This is a genomic window from Sphaerisporangium krabiense (assembly GCF_014200435.1).
Classification (GTDB): Bacteria; Actinomycetota; Actinomycetes; order Streptosporangiales; family Streptosporangiaceae; genus Sphaerisporangium; species Sphaerisporangium krabiense.
Genome location: NZ_JACHBR010000001.1, coordinates 1713691 through 1731607, shown reverse-complemented (window position 1 = coordinate 1731607; position 17917 = coordinate 1713691). Strand labels below are relative to the sequence as shown.

General features: G+C 67.8%; 10 protein-coding genes and 1 pseudogene. 4 read left to right on the top strand and 7 right to left on the bottom strand.

Translation table 11 applies throughout. The features are described from left to right. Positions 1 to 107: 107 nt before the first annotated feature. The 6 genes and pseudogenes from BJ981_RS07470 to BJ981_RS07445 form a co-directional block, all read right to left on the bottom strand. A complete protein-coding gene (locus BJ981_RS07470; protein WP_184609232.1) occupies positions 108 to 2015 on the bottom strand; it encodes an ATP-dependent nuclease in 1908 nt (635 codons plus the stop codon). Between the two features lie 182 nt (positions 2016 to 2197). After that, positions 2198 to 2328: pseudogene (locus BJ981_RS07465) on the bottom strand (IS5/IS1182 family transposase); the annotation flags it as partial. Positions 2329 to 2405: 77 nt separating this feature from the next. Next, positions 2406 to 3911, bottom strand: coding sequence for a DNA sulfur modification protein DndB (locus tag BJ981_RS07460; protein WP_184609230.1), 1506 nt, complete (start codon positions 3909 to 3911; stop codon positions 2406 to 2408). Continuing rightward, positions 3908 to 4363 (bottom strand): hypothetical protein, encoded by a 456-nt coding sequence (locus BJ981_RS07455; protein WP_184609227.1) that lies wholly within the window; start codon positions 4361 to 4363, stop codon positions 3908 to 3910. The genes BJ981_RS07460 and BJ981_RS07455 overlap by 4 nt, the downstream gene beginning before the upstream one ends. Positions 4364 to 5003: 640 nt before the next feature. Then, entirely contained in the window at positions 5004 to 5621 is a 618-nt protein-coding gene (locus BJ981_RS07450; protein WP_184609225.1) for a cysteine hydrolase family protein, read from the bottom strand. Further along, positions 5618 to 7027 (bottom strand): MFS transporter, encoded by a 1410-nt coding sequence (locus tag BJ981_RS07445; RefSeq protein ID WP_204070319.1) that lies wholly within the window; start codon positions 7025 to 7027, stop codon positions 5618 to 5620. Before BJ981_RS07445 ends, BJ981_RS07450 begins: the two co-directional genes overlap by 4 nt. A 194-nt stretch (positions 7028 to 7221) precedes the next feature. Here BJ981_RS07445 and BJ981_RS07440 point away from each other — a divergent pair, with 194 nt between their 5' ends. Beyond that, on the top strand, positions 7222 to 8157 hold the full coding sequence (locus tag BJ981_RS07440; RefSeq protein WP_184609221.1) for a LysR family transcriptional regulator: 936 nt from the start codon (positions 7222 to 7224) through the stop codon (positions 8155 to 8157). A gap of 267 nt (positions 8158 to 8424) precedes the next feature. On the opposite strand, the gene BJ981_RS07435 is transcribed toward BJ981_RS07440, so the two are convergent. After that, positions 8425 to 9021 carry a superoxide dismutase family protein gene (locus BJ981_RS07435; RefSeq protein WP_184609220.1) on the bottom strand — a complete coding sequence of 199 codons (597 nt, stop codon included), beginning with the start codon at positions 9019 to 9021 and terminating at the stop codon, positions 8425 to 8427. Positions 9022 to 9899: 878 nt separating this feature from the next. Here BJ981_RS07435 and glyA point away from each other — a divergent pair. The 3 genes from glyA to BJ981_RS07420 all read left to right on the top strand — a co-directional run bounded on the left by glyA (position 9900) and on the right by BJ981_RS07420 (position 17902). Beyond that, positions 9900 to 11231, top strand: coding sequence for a serine hydroxymethyltransferase (gene glyA, locus BJ981_RS07430; protein ID WP_204070329.1), 1332 nt, complete (start codon positions 9900 to 9902; stop codon positions 11229 to 11231). Between the two features lie 329 nt (positions 11232 to 11560). Then, positions 11561 to 15349 (top strand): non-ribosomal peptide synthetase, encoded by a 3789-nt coding sequence (locus BJ981_RS07425; RefSeq protein WP_184609219.1) that lies wholly within the window; start codon positions 11561 to 11563, stop codon positions 15347 to 15349. Between the two features lie 162 nt (positions 15350 to 15511). Beyond that, positions 15512 to 17902, top strand: a complete 2391-nt coding sequence (locus BJ981_RS07420; RefSeq protein WP_184609218.1) for a HelD family protein — start codon at positions 15512 to 15514, stop codon at positions 17900 to 17902. Positions 17903 to 17917: the final 15 nt, after the last annotated feature.

Genomic DNA, 17917 nt, shown 5'->3' with positions numbered 1-17917 from the left:
CCCGAGCCACCTCATGCTGTATATCCGACCACGTTGCTAGCTAGGAGAAACTCACCACAGAATGGGAGAACCCAACTACTGCGGCGATCACGCAATCATGTTTCTTATTAGAGGCCCGCCATGATTCGCTCGAGCTTGTCGAACAAATTTTTAAAATGCTCCACCGTCGTCGACTCGATCGCGACTTTGTCCTTGCGGGCATAAAGTTCCATGAGCGAATGCTGTAGATTCTTCTTGGAGACCCTGTGAGATACATCTGCGTCAGGGAATATCGCGGAGACAACCTCCGCCTTATCTCTCTTAGAGAAAAGATCTTCTAGTTCTCGGATCTGCTCATCGCCGCATGCATGGGGCAGCATGATACATCGATCGGCGACGAGGGTGCCAAACTCGCGCTCATAGCGCTCATACTGCTTCTTTCCTTCAGCGTCACCATCAAGCAACACTAGGAAGCTTTTCCCCCACCCGATATGCAGTCTAATAAGCGCATCCAGAGAGCCCGCTCCTCCACCAGGCACCATCTTGAGGTCCGATCCGATGCCAATAATTTCATTCATGTAGCGAAGCGCATAGAAGTCCGACTTACCTTCAACAAGAATCACTTCCGGCACGGGCTCAAGGACGGATGGCCGATAATGCAGGATGTCGAGAACTGGTTGAACGTACGATGTCTGGCCAGGATTTTCGCTGACAAATTTCTTGTACTTGATCGCGGAAATTGAGCTACGCTCACTTGCCTTCGCAGAGAGGTACGCCGAAAAATCAGCCGAACCGAGAGCGCTATTTTTTACTACGTAAGCCGAATCGAGCCAACGAACGTTGATCAGGTGATGACTGTGCGTGCTATAGATAAGACTGCAATTTTCGATCAGCTTCTCAAAACTCTTCAGGAGCTCAGCCTGAGCGCTTGAGTGCAGGTTCGAAGCAGGTTCATCAAGCAATATGAGTGGCTTCGGCTCTGAGTCTGAAGTGCTCTGAAAGGACGTCATCAGGAGAAACATGAAGAACCAGCGAAATCCTAGACTTCGCTCAGAGAGATCGTGATAGCCGTCGGCGTCCTTAATCTTCAGTTCGAGAAAAGGTGTTCCATCAGCTTCCAATTCGGCATCGATCTGGACTTCCTGGGCCATGGGGGGCCGCCCAAGAATTCGATTCCATCCGCCAAACACCGTTTCGGTTATCAGGCGACCCATGTCAAGAAGTATTGCATTCAAACTTCGACGATCTGCTTTATCTCCTGACTGGAGACGCCTCACCACATGAGTCTCTAGTGTTGCCCCATATCCGAGTCGCACGGTGATGTTTTCGAATATCTCCCGGTACAACCTATTTCGGGCATGCTCTCTGTTGTGTCGCACTACTGTGCCGGTAGAGGTGACTACATCACGTAACGCAGCGTTGGCATTGACCGCTCTAGCGTCTGAAAGTACGAAGCGCTCTGGCAGTTCAAATAAAAAGTCTGGAAAATACCAGATCTTGGGCAGTCTTTCCTGTACATGCCGGACTATTCCTTGCCACTCCTTCTCTTTTGCGCCGTAGGTGCGCGGTTTCCGCTGCCTCCCTTTCGTGCCGGCTATTTGGATACTCCAAATTGCGCGGGGTACGCGGGCGGCCTTTATTGGCGCATAGCGCGAGTTTTCGAAGTTGTATCGCTCCTCAATAGAAATCTCAGACGGCACGTTTGTGAGCCGTAGGTCGTACTTCTCTAGCGCAAAGTGCCTTATCTCCTGCTTATCTTTTTCGTCGAGAGTCACAACGGCAGATATCGATATCACGTCATTGAAATTCGCACGCCGAGAGACGGGGATCCATGACTCAACACTTCGACGCAAGGCTATGCTGGGATTGATGTCCTCGACGTTTTTTGCGCCCCGAGAGAAGCAAAAGATAGCTTCGAGTATGGTCGTCTTTCCGCTCTCATTCAAGCCGATAAGTGTCGTAACCCCTTGATTTAAAGGGAGCGTTAGATCCTGTATTCCTTTATAGTTCTTGAATCTGAATTGTTTGTATAGCATAGGTCACCGATCCTTCAATGCTGTTGGATCATGCTATCCGGTCATCGCATGCTTTGAGGTGATGTATCCGAAACTCAAGGTCACCTTCAGGCTAGACCATCCGCTGACCTCGGCCTATCTGCCCTACCACTTCAGAAACGCGCCTCAGTCACTTCATGAACGTCCAGCCCGCCGGATCGGCCAAGCAGTTGCACGTTCATCCCGTGCTGCTTGTGTTTCCGCTGTAGTGCGGCCGCTCGTCGGCGAGGCGGTCGATCGGAATGAGCGTGCCATTCAAGATGGCGTAGGCCAACCGACCTGCTCGTGCCGCGGCGTCGGCCCTCAGGTACAGCAAGGCTGCGGACTAAGGGTTGACGGCCACTAGATCAGCGCCGACCGGGGCGTGGGTATCTAGTTGATGGGCTCGGATTCGCCACTAGTGAGTTCGGTCCAGGTGTCGGAAAGGATCTTGTTCGCGACCTGGCTGATGTGCGCCGGGGTATTCGAAGCTGCCGCTGCGACGACGGTCTCCCCAGTGCTCTTCAGCTTCACCGTCTTCTTGGTGCCGTTTTTCTCCTGCAGGCAACCTGTGATCCGAATCCAATGCCGGCGGTCACGCCGCCAGTCGATGGCAGCCAGGCGCTGCTTAAACTCATCAAAGGACACTGCCGGAGTAGGCACCGATTGTTCCGTGATGATCTTGGTGAACCTTTTCACCAATTGCTCAGTCGTGTCGTCTCCGGTTGCAGTCTCCTTCTGCATCGCATCCATGATCGGCCCGAGTTTGTCGCGCTGCACCTGATTATAGGCCAAAGCGAGGGCCTTGAGGGCGAATGCCCATCCATGGACGTACAGTCGTCGGTAGGTGTCGGCCTGATTGGTGTCGCTCCAGGCGCCGCCGAATTGACCTTCCAACGTCTGCAGGAACTCGCGGCAGTACGGCAGCACCGCCTCGATGTGGTGGTGCTTGATGTGTTCCCGCTTACGGTTGCCGTGGGAGATAACATTGAGCAGCATCTGCTCGAGTGTCGATGCGTCGACGATATTTTGCACCGCGGTGAGCGTGGCTCCCGTACTGCGGCCATCGGCGACGCGGTTCTCGAAGATGGTGCCCTTGACTGCCTGGTTGCGCAGCTTGGCCAGGGCGGACGAGGTGTCGAAGGTCGCCACCAAGTTGGTGTTCTTCTTCGTGCCGCGCCCATTGCGATCTGCGAAACTCTGGGCCGCCGCGTCGACGTCAACCTTTAGTTCGACCTCAAGTGTCACGAAGAAGGTGTCAAGTGCACCGCTCTGGAGAGCGAGACGATTCTGCGCTGCCTCGAATAGGGCAGCGGTCTGGGTCTGTCCGTCGGCCTGCATGATGGGCCGCTTGGGCAGGTAGATCTCGCCGTAGATGGCCGCCGGGTTCGCTTCATCGAACGCGACGAAAATGGGCTGAGGGTCCTCCTCAAACTCCTCAACCGACTGCCAACCTGTGACGGTAGGAAGGTATGCAACCCGCTCACCGCGGACCGCCTCCAATATGTACCGGCTGAAGTCACCACGGTTGGCAGCCTTTGCGCCCTTGAAGTCGCTCTGCGTCTTGATGTGGGCGGCCTTCATGCCGTTGGCCTCGAAGTCGACAGCGCGTGGCGGATCGGAAGGATTATACCTTACGAGGTCCGTAAACTGCCGCAGGCTGGGATGGACTGTGACGCAGATGCGATATCCCTCCGCCGCACCTTTTAGGCACAGCGTGCCGCGAATAGCGTGCCGCTTCTCACTCTCATGCTGGAAGCGGTAGCGATGCTGCTCAAAGTTGTCGCGTACCTCCGCGTCAGAGCTGACACGCAGAATGCGCAGGCCCCCGTATCTCGCGTCCTCGGGGATGTCGTCGGTGTTGATCAGCTTCTGCTGGCTGATGAACGGCGTACTCATGGCGTCTCCTGCTGGTAGGGCTCGGTGCCCGTCGAGGCGAGCAGCCCGGACTGGCCTGGAATCACGGGAATCGATGTGGGTTCTGCAAAGGTCGGGATGCCACCTCCGTGGGCAAGGACGGGCGGCAGAGCGACTAGCTCGATCGAAAGGTTCAACCTTTCAACGGTGTAGACGATCTCAGGTTGGAAATTGAACGCTGCGATGACGCCACGGATTAAACAGTCGCTGCCGGCAGCTTCCTCAGCCCGGCGCGCCATGGCCACGTAGACCAGGATCTGCCCAAGCGCCTCGTAACTCGCACTGATCTTGAACTCCCACAGGCGAGTGACGTTGCTCCGATCGATCGTGCGCATATCCGCGCGCACGGCCGTGCCGTCGTAACCGTTCTCCCGGGCGATAAGCAGCTCGCCTGGACGGTGCTGGGCCAGTTCCGAAGCGTAGTAATCCCGCACTCTACACTCGCGCTCATGTAGCACTACCCGATCTCGCGTCATTGCGTCTAAATCTTGTCTCCGTCCATCCATGCCTCCGAGAGGCTAGCTGGTACCTCGTCGAAGCGCAAGCTCATCTCCGAGATGTGAAGGTACACCGCCGAGACGACATAGACATGTACCGGCAGGCCGCGTGATGTACTGCGCCCGGTACTCCACCCTCCGCAGACGCCCCGGGCCTCCGTTCTGTTCCGTGGCGACCAAAATCGTCAGAGCGTCGAGGGTGTCCGTTCCGATCGCGTCTGAGGACATGCGACAGCCTCACGCCACCCCAGAGCCCATGAGTTGCTGAGAGCTGGAGGGGCGACATGCCCGGTGCGGGTACGCCCGAGTGCCATACCGCCGGAGGAGTTGTGGACCGACTCGTGGACCGGGTATTGAGTAACGGCCTGTGTTTTCAGTGCGTCGCGAGTAGCGAGTTGGGGCGTTGGTGCAGGTAGACGCTAAGGAGCTTGTTCGCGTGCCCCTCGTAATGCGTAGGTCAAGGGTCGATTCCCTTGGGCGGCTCCAGTTTGTAAACCCCAGGTCATAACTTCTGACCTGGGGTTCTTTACTGTCAGGGCTTCCGTGCCCACCCACTGACCACTTGTTGGATCTTCGGCTACGCCCGATCGGGATGGCTCTCGTGCAGCAGCGAGCGCAGGTCGGTGGTGTCGATGATGTGGGCCAGTCTTGGGAAGACGGTGGTCATCAGAGTTTGGTGGGCCTGGGGGGCTGGGTCGGTGACGCCGTCGGAGAGGACGTAGAGCTGGTAGTCGCGGTCGGCGGCGTCGGTGACGGTGGACAGGACGACGCCGCTGGTGGTGAGGCCGGCGAGGACCAGGGTGGTGATGCCGCGAGACCGTAGGCGCTGATCCAGGTCTGTCGTGGACAGGGCGCCGTAGCGGGTCTTGCGGACGGTGATGTCGCCGGGCTCGGGGACCAGTCGAGGGTGGAAGTCTGTGGCGGGGTCCGCGTGGTGCAGGAGGCGTTGCCGGCCGAAGAAGGAGAAGGTCTTGTTGGCCGGGGGGATCGCCGTCCAGTCGGCTTCGGTGAAGCCGACTCGCACGTGGGCGATGGTGGCGCCGTGGGCGCGCATGTCGGCGATGGCGCCGGCCACCCGGGACGGCAGCGCTTCGGGGTCGGCCAGGTGAGGGAGCGAGGCCAGGATTCCCTGTTGGTAGTCCATGACGAGCAGTGCGGTCGTCCGGGGGTTCAACGCTGGGGGCGTGACGGTCATTTCTCTCCGTGGGTGATGAGGGCGCCCTGAGCCGGTTCCGGCTCCGAGTCCGGGTCCGGGTCCGGGTCGGCGAGGGGTGCCGGTGTGCGTCGGGGGAGTAGGAGGGGGGTCGCCAGCAGGAGTGCGCCGGCCAGGGCGATGGCTGTGCGGGGGCCCAGCAGGGTGCCCAGGACGCCCCAGATGGCCGTCAGGAGTGCGGTCGTGGCCTTTGTCGTTACGGCCCACGCGGATAGCGTGCGGGCGATCCGGTCGGGCGCGCTGCGTTCGAGGCGGTAGGTGGCGTAGACGGGGTTGAAGACCGCGCAGCAGAAGATGAGGCCGAGTTCGACGGTCATCACCAGCAGCAGGCCCCCGGTGCCCGGGCCCAGGAAGGCCAGGCCGACGGGCCAGAGGGCGCGCAGTGTTCCGGACATGACCAGGACGCGGTGCTGTCCGAAACGGGTGACGAGGGGCCGGGCCAGTCGCGAACCGAACAGTCCGCCGATCGCGGGCGCGGCGAAGGCGAGGCCGTACTGCCATGGCGTGAAGCCGAGCCGGCCGAGCATCAGGACGGCCAGCAGCGCGTCGGTGGCCATCACCAGGCCGTTGAACAGGGCGGTGTTGAAGAACAGCGGACGCAGCGTCGCGTCGGCGAGAATGTACCGCCAGCCGTCGAGCAGGTCCCCCCGTCTCCTGCAACGCCTGGGCGAGGGCGCGTTCGGCGCCGCTCTTGAACCGCTCCATCCGGGGGGCCGCATGCGCGAGGACTCCCGGGCCGCGCCTCGGGTGGTGGACGGTTTCTTCCCCTCGGCTCGCATGTGCGGGACCTCCCGGCGCTGGGGCGGTGGCTCCTGGCCGCCCATCGCGCGGATGCCCAGGGCTGAGAGCAGGTAGCTGAGCGCGTCGGCCGCCACCGTCACCACCGGGCCGAGGAGGCCGATCGCGGCGCCGCCCAGTGGTGGTCCGATGATCGTGGTCGTCCAGGACGTGGACTCGAACCGGGCGTTGGCGACGAGCAGGTCCTCGGCGGGCAGCAGCGTCTTCAGGTACGCGCCGGAGGCGGCGCGGAAGGTGATGTCGGCCGCCGCGACGACGACCGAGACCAGCAGGAGTTGCACGAAGGAGAGCGCGCCGAGCGCGAACGCGGCGGGGATCGTCAGCAGCGCGGCGAAGCGCGCCAGGTCCATCCCGATCAGTACCGGCCGCTTGCGGCGGAACTCCACCCACGGGCCGAGCGGCACCGCCACGGCCGCGCCGACCGCCGCGCCCACGGAGGACAACGCCGCGACCTCCGCCGGCTCGGCGTGCAACACCTGGATGGCGATCAGCGGGAACGCGCCGAAGGCGAGCCACGTGCCGAGCGCGCTGGTCGCGTACGCCCCCCAGAGCCACCCGAACCGCCGCCCCAACCGGTGCCCGCTCCGCATGCCCGATGCTCCCCAGAGCCCTCGGAGCCGCCGCCTCAACCGATGCCCGCCGCTCCGCATGCCCGACGCTCCCCGTCGCTCGCCCGTACAACCGATCCGCGATCGGAAGCATCAAAGCGCGCGCCTTATCAGGGGATCAAACAACTGGGAGGCCACCTAGGCACAACCGATGGTTGTATCTCTAGGGTGTCCGCATGGACCTCGACACCGTCCGGACCTTCGTCGCCGCCGCCGAGGCGGGGCAGTTCCAGGTGGCCGCCGCCGAGCTGGCGGTCACCCAGCAGGCCGTCTCCAAGCGCGTCGCCGCGCTGGAGCGTGATCTAGGCGTCCGGCTGTTCACCCGCACTCCGCGCGGCGCCGAGCTCACCATCGACGGGCAGGCGTTCCTGCCCCACGCCCGCGAACTGCTGCGGGTCGCCGAGCGCGCGGTCGCGTCCGTCCGCACCGGCAGCCGTCCGCTGCGCGTCGACATGATCGCCTCACGCAGCGCGGCGTCGGGCCTGCTGCGCGGCTTCCACCGCGCGCATCCCGAGGTCGAGCTCGACGTGGTGATGCTGTTCGACATCGAGACGGCCGTCGCCGCCATCCGGTCCGGTGTGATCGACGCGTCCTTCCGCGCCGTCACCGTGCCCGGCCGGCCTCTTCCCGAGGACATCGAGGCCGCCCGGGTGTTCGACGAGCCGCTCCAGCTCCTCACCGGCCCCGCCCACGCGCTGGCGTCCGCCCGCTCGGTGACCCTGACCCAGCTCGCCGGGCACCGGATCTGGATGCCCGGCCTCGCCCCCGGAACCGAGTGGACCGCCTACTACGACGACCTGGTCGCCGAGTTCGGCCTCACCATCGAGGCGACCGGCCCCAACTTCGGCTCCGACGCGCTCCTCGACACCATCGCCGACACCCCCGCCCTGGCCACCTTCATGGGCGAGCACACCCGCCTCGTCTGGCCCGCCGGCCACGGCCTGCGCCGCATCCCGGTGACCGACCCCACGCCGGTCTACCCGCACTCGCTCCTGTGGCGCCGCGACGCTCCCCACCCCGCCCTGGCCACCCTCCGCACCCACCTCGCCACCACGGCGCCCGGCCACGACGCACCCGGAACCTGGGTGCCAGCCTGGACGAACCCGCGCTGAACGCCTCTCGTGGGCCGATTTCCTCTTTTTGATCCGAGGTTTTCCGGGTGCATCGATTCGCGTTCTCGCCGCCGACCTGTGGAGGTCTTCGATACCTGGGCGGGCCCTGTGCACTGTCCAGGCTGGGATTTATGCCTCCACAGGTCAGGGCGTTGAAGAGGCGATTTCGGCGGTGGTCGTGGCGAACGGATCCGTGAAGGTCGGCGCGATTGAAGGAGGGATATCGAGCGGCACGACCTGTCGAAACGCGTTGCCGGACGGATGGCGTCAGCGGTTCTTGATCACGCCGCAGGCGAGACGGGCGCCGGCGTCGCCGGTCTTCAGGCTGTCGGCGTCGGGGCCGGGCTTGTCGTCCGCGCCGCGGTAGCGGTCGGGGATGTTGGCCTGGTTGTCGGGGCGGGCGTGGATGATGACGGCGCTGCCGTCGGGGTCGAGGAGCTGCTTGGCACGGAACCGGTCGGTGAGGAAGGACGCGCTGCCGGTGCCGTCCGCGCCCACCAGGAGAGGCGGCAGGTCGCCGGAATGGTCAGGGTGTGAGCCGGTGCCGAGGTTGAAGTGGCCGCCCGCGCTGAAGAACGGGCTGCCGGTGTTCGGGTCGGTCGAGCGGGGATCGCAGATGCCCGTCGTGTGAATGTGGAAGCCGTGATATCCGGCGGGAAGGCCCCGGACGGCTACCGTGATCCTGGGCGTGCCGGAATCCCGGTGTTCGATGCGGAGTGAGCCGACGCTCGCACCGTCGACATTCCTGATGATGGCCTCGGCCGCCGGTTGACCCAGCATCGCCTGGGCCGTTCCGGCGAAAGCGAGACCCGCCGCGCCCACGGTCAACGCGGCCACTAAAGCAAGATGCACTTTTCCAGGCATGACAGCCACCGTACTCCGCCGTCCTGCTCTGTTCCAGGAACTCTCACATACCGGCTAATGACTCGTTCGGCGCTATGGAGTTCGCCGGAGTACGTGTCCGATTGGACCTTTGCCGGTGTGTCGATAATGAGGAGAGTATGAATATTGCACCAGTTTCGCGTGGCGTTCAGTGCTTTAGGAAGGCGTGGCGACATGCTTGTCACGTCCGGGGTTCTTCGGTGACGCCCGCACGTGGCGTCGACTGCTCGGCCTCGTGGTCAGGTCGGTGGTAGCCGGTCGGTGTGCGCGCGCACGGGTGGCGACCAGGCGGCCACGGACACCGGCCGGACCCGGGCGCCATGATCCGCGGTGACGCGGGGAACGCGTCGGTCACGGCCGTACGCCGCCGCGGCGCCCTCCGGCCGGCCGGACGCCCGGTGCCCGGCGGTGGCGGCACACGGGGCCCGATTTCGGTTACGTGGTATTGCGCATAATGGGGGCTCGGGCTCATCGTTGTATTCGAGGGGGGACTTCCCGGCTGCAAGTTATTTGTACATTCGTCGGTTTCGTGGTCTTTGTTGTGCTGGGGGACCCGGGCTGAGCTGGGAGGATGCCGGGCGTTCTCGTTGCTGAAAGCGGGGGCGGATTTCCGGGGAACTTTCCGGCGGCGGGCTCGTGCGATCCAATGGTCCCGACGTAAGCTTCTCCTGCGGTGGCGGGCCGAATGTTATTCGCCTTTCCATGTCGTTCTCAATGTGTGAGATGGGGTGCCGGAGATGGCCGGTCGGATGAACACCGCGGCGGTGGAGACCGCACGCATGGACGCCGGTTCCGCGGAGGATGAGCCGGCCGTCCTGATCGGGACGGTGAGCGAGCAGGCGGAGCTGCTGCGCATCGGCATGGAGTCCCTGCGCCGCGACGACCCCGAACTGGCCGGGCTGCTGGACGCCGAGGCGGGCCAGCAGGCCATGACGCTGGCGATGATCGCATCGGCCAGCGTCGCGGACCTGTCGGTGCTGGCGGCCGGTGGGGCGGTGCTGTCCAACCTGACGGTGGAGGGGTATCCGGGCGCCCGGTACCACCCCGGGTCCGCACAGTTCGACCAGGTGGAGACGCTGGCGGTCGAGCGGGCCAAGGAGCTGTTCGGCGCCCGGTACGCCAACGTGCAGCCGCATTCGTGCTCGTCGGCGAACCTGGCGGTGCTGGCGGCGCTGCTGCCGCCCGGAGGGACGCTGCTGGCTCTCGACCTGGACTCCGGCGGGCATCTGACCCATGGGTCCCGGGCGTCGGTGACCGGGCGTCATTACCGTGCCGTGCACTATGGGCTGGATCGCTCCGGGTTCATCGACTACGGCCAGGCGGCGGAACTGGCCGCGGAGCATCGGCCTCAGGTGATGATCGCCGGGGCCAGCGCCTATCCGCGTGTGATCGACTTCGAGCGGTTCCGTGGGATCGCCGACTCGGTGGGGGCGTACCTGCTGGCGGACATCTCGCATCTCGCCGGCCTGGTGGTCGCCGGAGAGCACCCGAGCCCGATCGACGTCGCCCACGTCACGACGACCAGCACGTACAAGCAGCTCGCCGGGCCGCGGGGCGGGCTCATCCTCAGCGGGCGCGAGCACGAGTGCCCGGGGCCGGACGGGCGCACGCCGCTGGCCCGGCTGTTGCAGCGGGCCGTCTTCCCGCAGTCGCAGGGGACGCCGAGCCCCGCGACGGTCGCGGCGATGGCCCGCGCGTTCGCGATCGCGTCCGGCCCGGGGTTCCGACGGGTGGCACGGCTGATCGTGGAGGACGCGCGGACGCTCGCCGAGGAGCTGTCCGGGCTCGGGTACGACGTCCTGACCGGTGGCACGGACAACCACATGGTCGTGATCGACCTCACCCCGCGCGGGCTGACCGGGGTCGTCGCCGAGCGCGCTCTGGAGGAATGCGGCATCCTCGCCAACCGCAACCGCGTCCCCGGGGACGTCCGGCCGCCGCTGGTGACCAGCGGGCTGCGGCTCGGGACCAACATCCTGGCCCAGCGGGGCATGGGCCCGCGGGAGATGCGCGAATGCGCGCGCCTCGTGCACACGGTGCTCACGGCCACCACCGCGTCGTCCGACACCGAGTTCAGGACCGATCCGGCGGTGGCGGCCGCGGTGCGCGCGGACGTGCGGAGATTGTGTGTACGGCATCCGCTGCCGTTCGATGGAAGCGATGACCGTCACGGACGAGGAGCCGGCCAGTGACCACCGACACCCGCCAGGACACCACCCCGTTCTCCTGGCCTCTGGTGCTCTTGCCCACCGACCGCTCTCGCCGTCCTGGCGTGACGCCCCGATGTTCGGACGTGGTGCGCGGCGAACTCGGTGTGGACATTTCGCTCTTAGGGGCGTCCTGGCGTGATGCGCTGACGGCCGGTTTCGCGGCCGTGCTGTCCCGCTATACCGGTCAGGATCACGTCGCTCTGCATCGCCGGGATGACGCCGAGGGTGCGGGGGAGGAGGGGCGTACTGTTCCCGATTCCGCTGGAGCGGTGGAGCGTGTCGATCCGGCGGTCGCGGGGTCGGCTGCGCGGGTGGGGTTCGTGTTGACCGGTGAGCCGTCGCTGCGTGAGCTGATGCGTGGTGGCCGGGTCATCGTCTCGGCCGAGGGTGATGACGGGTCCGGGGGGTGGCCGGTGGCCATCCGGTTCGCCGGGCGGGATGGGGCGGTGGCCTCGGGGCCGGGGCATGAGCTGGAACTGGTGGTTCGTACGGGTTCCGGTGCGCGCGGGGGCGTGGCGGTGGAGCTCTGGTACGACCCGGGGTTGTTCGATGCCGGGACGGCGGCGCGGCTGCTGGGGCATGTGGCGACCTTGGTGGAGGACGCGTGGCGTTCTCCGGAACGTGCGGTGGCGCGGCTGCGGTTGCTGGGCGACGCCGAGCTGGAGCGGATGCTGGTCGCATGGAATGCCACCGCCTGTGACCTGCCGTCTGAGGTGTGTCTGCACGAGGGGTTCGAGGCGCAGGTGCGGCGTGCGCCTGATGCGGTCGCGGTGGTGCAGGGCCAGGACAGGCACAGCTATCGGCAGGTGAACGCCGCGGCCAACCGTCTGGCCCGTTATCTGCGTGAGCGTGGTGTGGGGCCGGATGTGCGGGTGGGGGTGTGCCTGGATCGTTCGGTGGACCTGCTGGTCGCGGTTCTGGGGGTGCTGAAGGCCGGCGGGGCGTATGTCCCGTTGGACCCGGACTATCCTGCCCAGCGCATCGCCACGATGGTGAACGGCACCGCGTGTGCGGTGATGATCAGCCGCGAAGGCCTGACCGCCAACCTGCCTGACACCGGCGACGACTCTGACACCGGTGCCGGTGCGACCGCCGAAGCGGCGGGTACGGGCGTCGTGGACGGCGCCGGTCGTCCGACTCGTGCGGGTGCCGGTGGTGATGGCGGGCGGTTGTTGCTGCTGGATCGGGACGCGGCGTTACTGGCCGCTCAGCCGGATGACGACCTGGGGCCCACCTCTGGTCCTGAGGACTTGTGTTACATCATCCATACTTCCGGGTCGACGGGGGAGCCCAAGCCGATCGCGTTGCGGCATCGGGGGGTGATGAACAACCTGGCCGATCTGAACACGCGGTTCCAGGTGGGGCCGTGGGACGCGGTGCTGGCGTTGTCCTCGCCGAGTTTCGACATGTCGGTGTACGAGTTCCTGGGGCTGACCATCGCGGGCGGCCGGGTGGTCATCCCGCGGGCCGCCCACGCCAAGGACCCCGCCCACTGGGCCGATCTCGTGACCCGGGAGCACATCACCATCTGGAACTCGGCCCCGGCGCTGCTCGGCCTGCTGGCCGACCACGTCGAACAGGCGGGTCCGCGCTCCGGGGTGGGGTTGCGGTTGGCGTTGCTGGGTGGGGATTGGGTGCCGGTGTCGTTACCGGACCGGGTGCGGGCCTGGGCGGCGCAGGTGCGGTTCGTGGTGATGGGCGGGGCGACCGAGGCGTCGATCCATTCGACGATCTTCGAGGTGGATCGGGTGGATCCGGGCTGGCGGAGCATTCCCTACGGGCGGCCGATGGCCAATCAGCGGGTGTACATCCTGGACGGGTTGCTGCAGCCGGTGCCCCCAGGTGTGGCCGGGGAGCTGTATCTGGCGGGGGTGGGGTTGGCGCGGGGGTATCTGGGCCGGCCGGAGCAGACCGCCGAGCGTTTCGTCGACGACTGGTCGTGTGGGCCGGTGGCGGGGGAGCGGCTGTACCGGACCGGGGATGTGGCGCGGTTCGGGGCCGATGGGCTGGTCGAGTTACTGGGGCGGGCGGATTTCCAGGTCAAGATCAACGGGCTCCGGGTGGAGCTGGGCGAGATCGAGGCGGTGCTGCGCGCCCACCCGTTGGTGGCTCAGGTCGCAGTGATGGCCCGCCAGGGCCGCCTGGCGGCCTACATCGTCCCCGCCACCGCGACCACCGCCGCCCCTGATCCCGGCACCGAGGTGGACGTCGAGACCCTGCGGGCGTACGCGGCCACCCGGTTGCCGGCGTTCATGGTCCCCGCCGCTTTCGTGGTGATGGAACGTCTGCCGTTGACGCCCAACGGCAAGCTGGACCGCGGCGGGTTACCCGACCCGCAGCTCGGCGGGAAGGACGCGGGGTATCGCGCGCCGCGCTCGGCGGTGGAGAAGACCTTGGCGCGGGTACTGGCGCAGGTGCTGGAGGTGGAGCGGGTCGGGCTGGACGACGAGTTCATCGCGCTCGGCGGCGACAGCATCCGCGCGATCCAGCTCACCGGCCGCGCCCGCGCCTCCGGCCTGCACATCACCGCCAAGCAGGTACTCCAGTCGCGCACCCTGGCCGACCTGGCCGCGAGCGTCACGGACACGGAGCCCGGGGCCATCGGGGACGCGGCCGTGGTCGCCGGAGAGGCGACCGTGGGGAGCGTGCCCCTCAACGACACGGCGGCCGGGAACTCGCGTGGGGATGACGGCGACCTGGGCGGTGACGGGCTCGCGGACGGGTCCGGGCCGTTGGTCGATGTCAGCCAGGAGGACATGGACTACTGGGGGCAGGACTATCCGCATATTTCGGATGTGTGGCCGGTTACGCCGTTGCAGGCCGGCATGCTGTTCGAGTCGATGCTGAACGACAGCGGTCACGACGCCTACCACCTGCAGACGGTCTACCACCTGTCCGGCGAGGTGGACGCGGCGCGGATGCGGGCCGCGGCTCAGGCACTCCTGAAGCGTCACCCGAACCTGCGGGTCGCGTTCGTCGAGGACGAGCTCGGCGACACCGTGCAGATCGTGGTGGACGGCGTCGAACTGCCCTGGAAGCAACTGGATCTGGGTGACCTCGCCGAGGCGGCGCGGGACGAGGCGTTCCGGCGGTTCCTCGCCGAGGACGAGGCGGCCAGGTTCGCGCCCGGCACGGCGCCGCTGCTCCGCATGACCCTGGTCCGGCTGGGCCCGGGGCGCGCGGCGCTCGTGCTCACCGTCCACCATGTGCTGGTCGACGGCTGGTCGGAGCACGTGCTGGGGCGGGACCTCGTCAAGCTGTACGCGGCGGACGGCGACGCCGCCGCGCTGGCGCCCGCCCGGCCGTACCGCGACTTCCTGGCCTGGCTGTCCCGTCAGGACCGTGCGGCGAGCGCCAAGGCGTGGGCCGAGGAGCTCGCCGGGCTGGACGGCCCCACCACCGTGCTGCCGTCGCTCACCGCCCGGCACGCCACGGCCGGCGGAGGCGGCATCGGCGAGGTCGTGCTCCCGGTGTCCGCGGCGGACGTCCAGGCGTACGGCCGGCGGAGCGCCGAGCTGGGCGTGACGCTGAACACGCTGGTGCAGGGGGCGTGGGCCGTGCTGGTCTCGGCGCTGACGGGGCGGGAGGACGTCGTGTTCGGCGCCGTCGTCTCCGGCAGGCCGGGGACGCTGCCCGGGGTGGACGCGATGGTGGGCCTGTTCATCAACACCATCCCGGTACGCGTGCGGTGCGCGCCGGGCACGACGGTGGCCGAGCTGCTGACGGGCTTGCAGGGCAGGCAGATCGCGCTGCTGGACCATCACCACCACAGCCTGGGCGAGATCCAGCGGGCGGCGGGGTTCGACGCGCTCTTCGACACCCTCGTGGCGTTCCAGTCCTACCTGTGGAACCGCGAGGACGACGCGGAGGCGGGCGCGGGAGGAGTCGAGGTGACCGGGGTGGACTCGATCGGCGGCAACGGCTACCCGCTGACCCTGGTGGTCGAGGCCGGCCGGGTGATCCTGCAGTACCAGCGGCGTCTTCTCGACCACGGCACGGCCGAGAGGGTCGCCGGCGGGTTCCGCGCGGTGCTGGACCAGATGGCGTCCGACCCCGCGCGCCGCCTCGGCACGCTGGAGGTGCCGGCCGACGGCAGGTGACGGCGCAGGGCCGCCCGGCGCGGATATGAGTTGTCAGGCTTCTGACCTGCCGCGACGCCGGGCGGCTCACGCGCCTCGCAAGAACAAGACTGATATTTTCTGACTTGCCGCCGCACGCTGGACGGGCTTTGGAAACCGCTCCCAGGACAAGGCGACAAGACGGTGACCTCACAAGACCCGGAACACCCCGACCAGATCGCGCACGAGCAGGCGTACGTGACGCGGCTCTACCGGCGGCTCGACGCGCTGCGCGCCCAGACGCGGGCCCGGCTGGCCGAGGTGTCGCACGACGCGGGCGGCACGGCCCAGGCGCGCACCGAAAGGGACGTCGCCTTCGGCGAGCACACCCGGAGGCTGGCCAGGCTCGACGCGGCCGAGAACCGGCTGTGCTTCGGCCGCCTCGACCTCGGCGGCGGCGAGCGGCGCTACATCGGCAGGATCGGGCTGTGGCCGGAGTCCGGCGACGGCGACCCGCTGCTCGTGGACTGGCGCGCCCCCGCCGCCCGCCCCTTCTACGTGGCCACCCCGGCCGCCCCGCGGGACGTGCGGCGGCGGCGTCACATCCTCACCCGGGGACGCCGCGTGGTGAGCGTGGACGACGAGACCCTCGGCGAGGACGGCGACACCGGGACCCTGGCCGGGGAGGCGGCGCTGCTCGCGGCGCTGAACGCCGGGCGTACCGGACGGATGCCCGACATCGTGGCGACGCTGCGGGCCGAGCAGGACGCGGTCATCCGCTCCGACCATCGCGGAGTGCTGGTGGTGCAGGGCGGACCCGGGACCGGCAAGACGGCGGTGGCGCTGCACCGCGCCGCCTATCTGCTCTACGAACGTCCCCGGCTGGCGTCCCAGGGCGTGCTGGTCATCGGGCCGAATCCCACGTTCCTCCGCTACATCGGCCAGGTGCTGCCCGGCCTGGGCGAGACCGGCGTGCTGTCGGCCACCGTCGCCGAGCTGTTCCCCGGCGTCCGCGCGGACCGCGCCGAGCCGGCGGCGACGGCGGAGGTGAAGGGCCGGGCGGTGATGGCCGAGGTGCTGGCCGCGGCCGTGCGCGCACGTCAGGCGCCGCCCGGCGCCGAGGTCCGCGTCGAGTTCGGCGATGAGACCCTCGTCCTGGAGCCCGAGGTCGTCGCCCGGGCCGCGGCGCGGGCGCGCGACTCCCGCCTGCCGCACAACCAGGCCCGCCCCCGGTTCGCCGCCACGCTCGTCGGCCACCTCGCGCGCCGCGTCGCCGAGCAGACCCGTGAGCTGGCCGAACGCATCGAGGCGGACGTGGCGGGCATCCTCGCCGAGGCCGACGTGGACCGCGCCGTGCGGGCCGACCTCGCCGCCCTGGGCCTGCCGGAGGAGACGCCCCCGCAGGAGATCGGCGGCGAGGACGACGTCCGTGACCTCCGCCGGGCCCTCGCGTCGGATCCCGCCGTGCGGGAGGCGCTGGACGCGCTGTGGCCCGCGCTGACGCCGCGGGGCCTGCTGGAGGACCTGTTCTCCGACCCGCGCGGGCTCGCCGCCGCCGCGCCGGGGCTGGACGAGGCCGAGCGGGCGTCCCTGGTCCGGGCGCCGGGGGGTTGGAGCACGGCGGACGTGCCGCTGCTGGACGAGGCGGCCGAGCTGCTCGGCGTGGACGACCGGGCGCGGCGGGCGCGGGCGGCGCGGGACCGTGCCCGGCGGGACGCCTACGCCCAGGGCGTCCTGGACATCGCCGCCGCGGACGAGGGCGACGGGGAGGTCCTCACGGCCGGGGACCTGCTGGACGCCCGGCGGCTCGCCGAGCGGCACGAGCGGTCCGGGGACGCGACCGTCGCCGAGCGGGCGGCCGTGGACCGTACCTGGACCTTCGGGCACGTGATCGTGGACGAGGCGCAGGAGCTGTCGGCGATGGCGTGGCGGATGGTGATGCGGCGCTGCCCCGGCAGGTCGATGACGCTGGTCGGGGACCTGGCCCAGACCTCCGACGCGGCCGGCGCGACGTCGTGGGACGAGGTGCTGCGCCCGTACGCGGGCGACCGGTGGCGCCTGGCCCGGCTGTCGGTGAACTACCGCACCCCGGCGGAGATCATGGACGCCGCCGCCGGTCTCGTCGCGGACCTCGGGCCCGAGGCGGCGCCCCCGCGGTCGGTGCGCAGGACGGGCGTGCCCCCGTGGCGTGCCAACGCCCGTGACCTGCCCGCATCGCTGGCCCGCCACGCGGCCCGCGAGGCGGCGGCGCCGCGCGGTGGACGGCTGGCCGTGATCGTCCCGGACGGCCGGCTCGGCGAACTGGCCGCCGCCGTCCGCGCCGCGGTCCCCGGGACGGCCTTCGGCCCCGACCCCGATCTGACGGCCCCCGTCGTCGTCCTCGGGGTCGGGCAGGCCAAAGGGCTGGAGTTCGACGCGGTGCTGATCGCCGACCCGGCCGCGATCCTGGCCGCCGCGCCGCGCGGCCGCAGCGACCTGTACGTGGCCATGACGCGGGCGACCCAGCGGCTCGGCATCCTGCACCCGGGCCCCCCGCCCGCCGAGATCGCCGGCGCCGTGCCGGAACTCCGCGAGGGCCCCGGCGGCGGCTCATGAGCCGCCGCGCCAAGG

Bases quoted from the DNA above. Each gene is read 5' to 3' on its own strand.
- BJ981_RS07470 (WP_184609232.1), bottom strand. From the start codon at position 2,015: ATGCTATACAAACAATTCAGATTCAAGAACTATAAAGGAATACAGGAT.
- BJ981_RS07460 (WP_184609230.1), bottom strand. From the start codon at position 3,911: ATGAGTACGCCGTTCATCAGCCAGCAGAAGCTGATCAACACCGACGAC.
- BJ981_RS07450 (WP_184609225.1), bottom strand. From the start codon at position 5,621: ATGACCGTCACGCCCCCAGCGTTGAACCCCCGGACGACCGCACTGCTC.
- BJ981_RS07445 (WP_204070319.1), bottom strand. From the start codon at position 7,027: ATGCGGAGCGGGCACCGGTTGGGGCGGCGGTTCGGGTGGCTCTGGGGG.
- BJ981_RS07440 (WP_184609221.1), top strand. From the start codon at position 7,222: ATGGACCTCGACACCGTCCGGACCTTCGTCGCCGCCGCCGAGGCGGGG.
- BJ981_RS07435 (WP_184609220.1), bottom strand. From the start codon at position 9,021: ATGCCTGGAAAAGTGCATCTTGCTTTAGTGGCCGCGTTGACCGTGGGC.
- glyA (WP_204070329.1), top strand. From the start codon at position 9,900: ATGGAGTCCCTGCGCCGCGACGACCCCGAACTGGCCGGGCTGCTGGAC.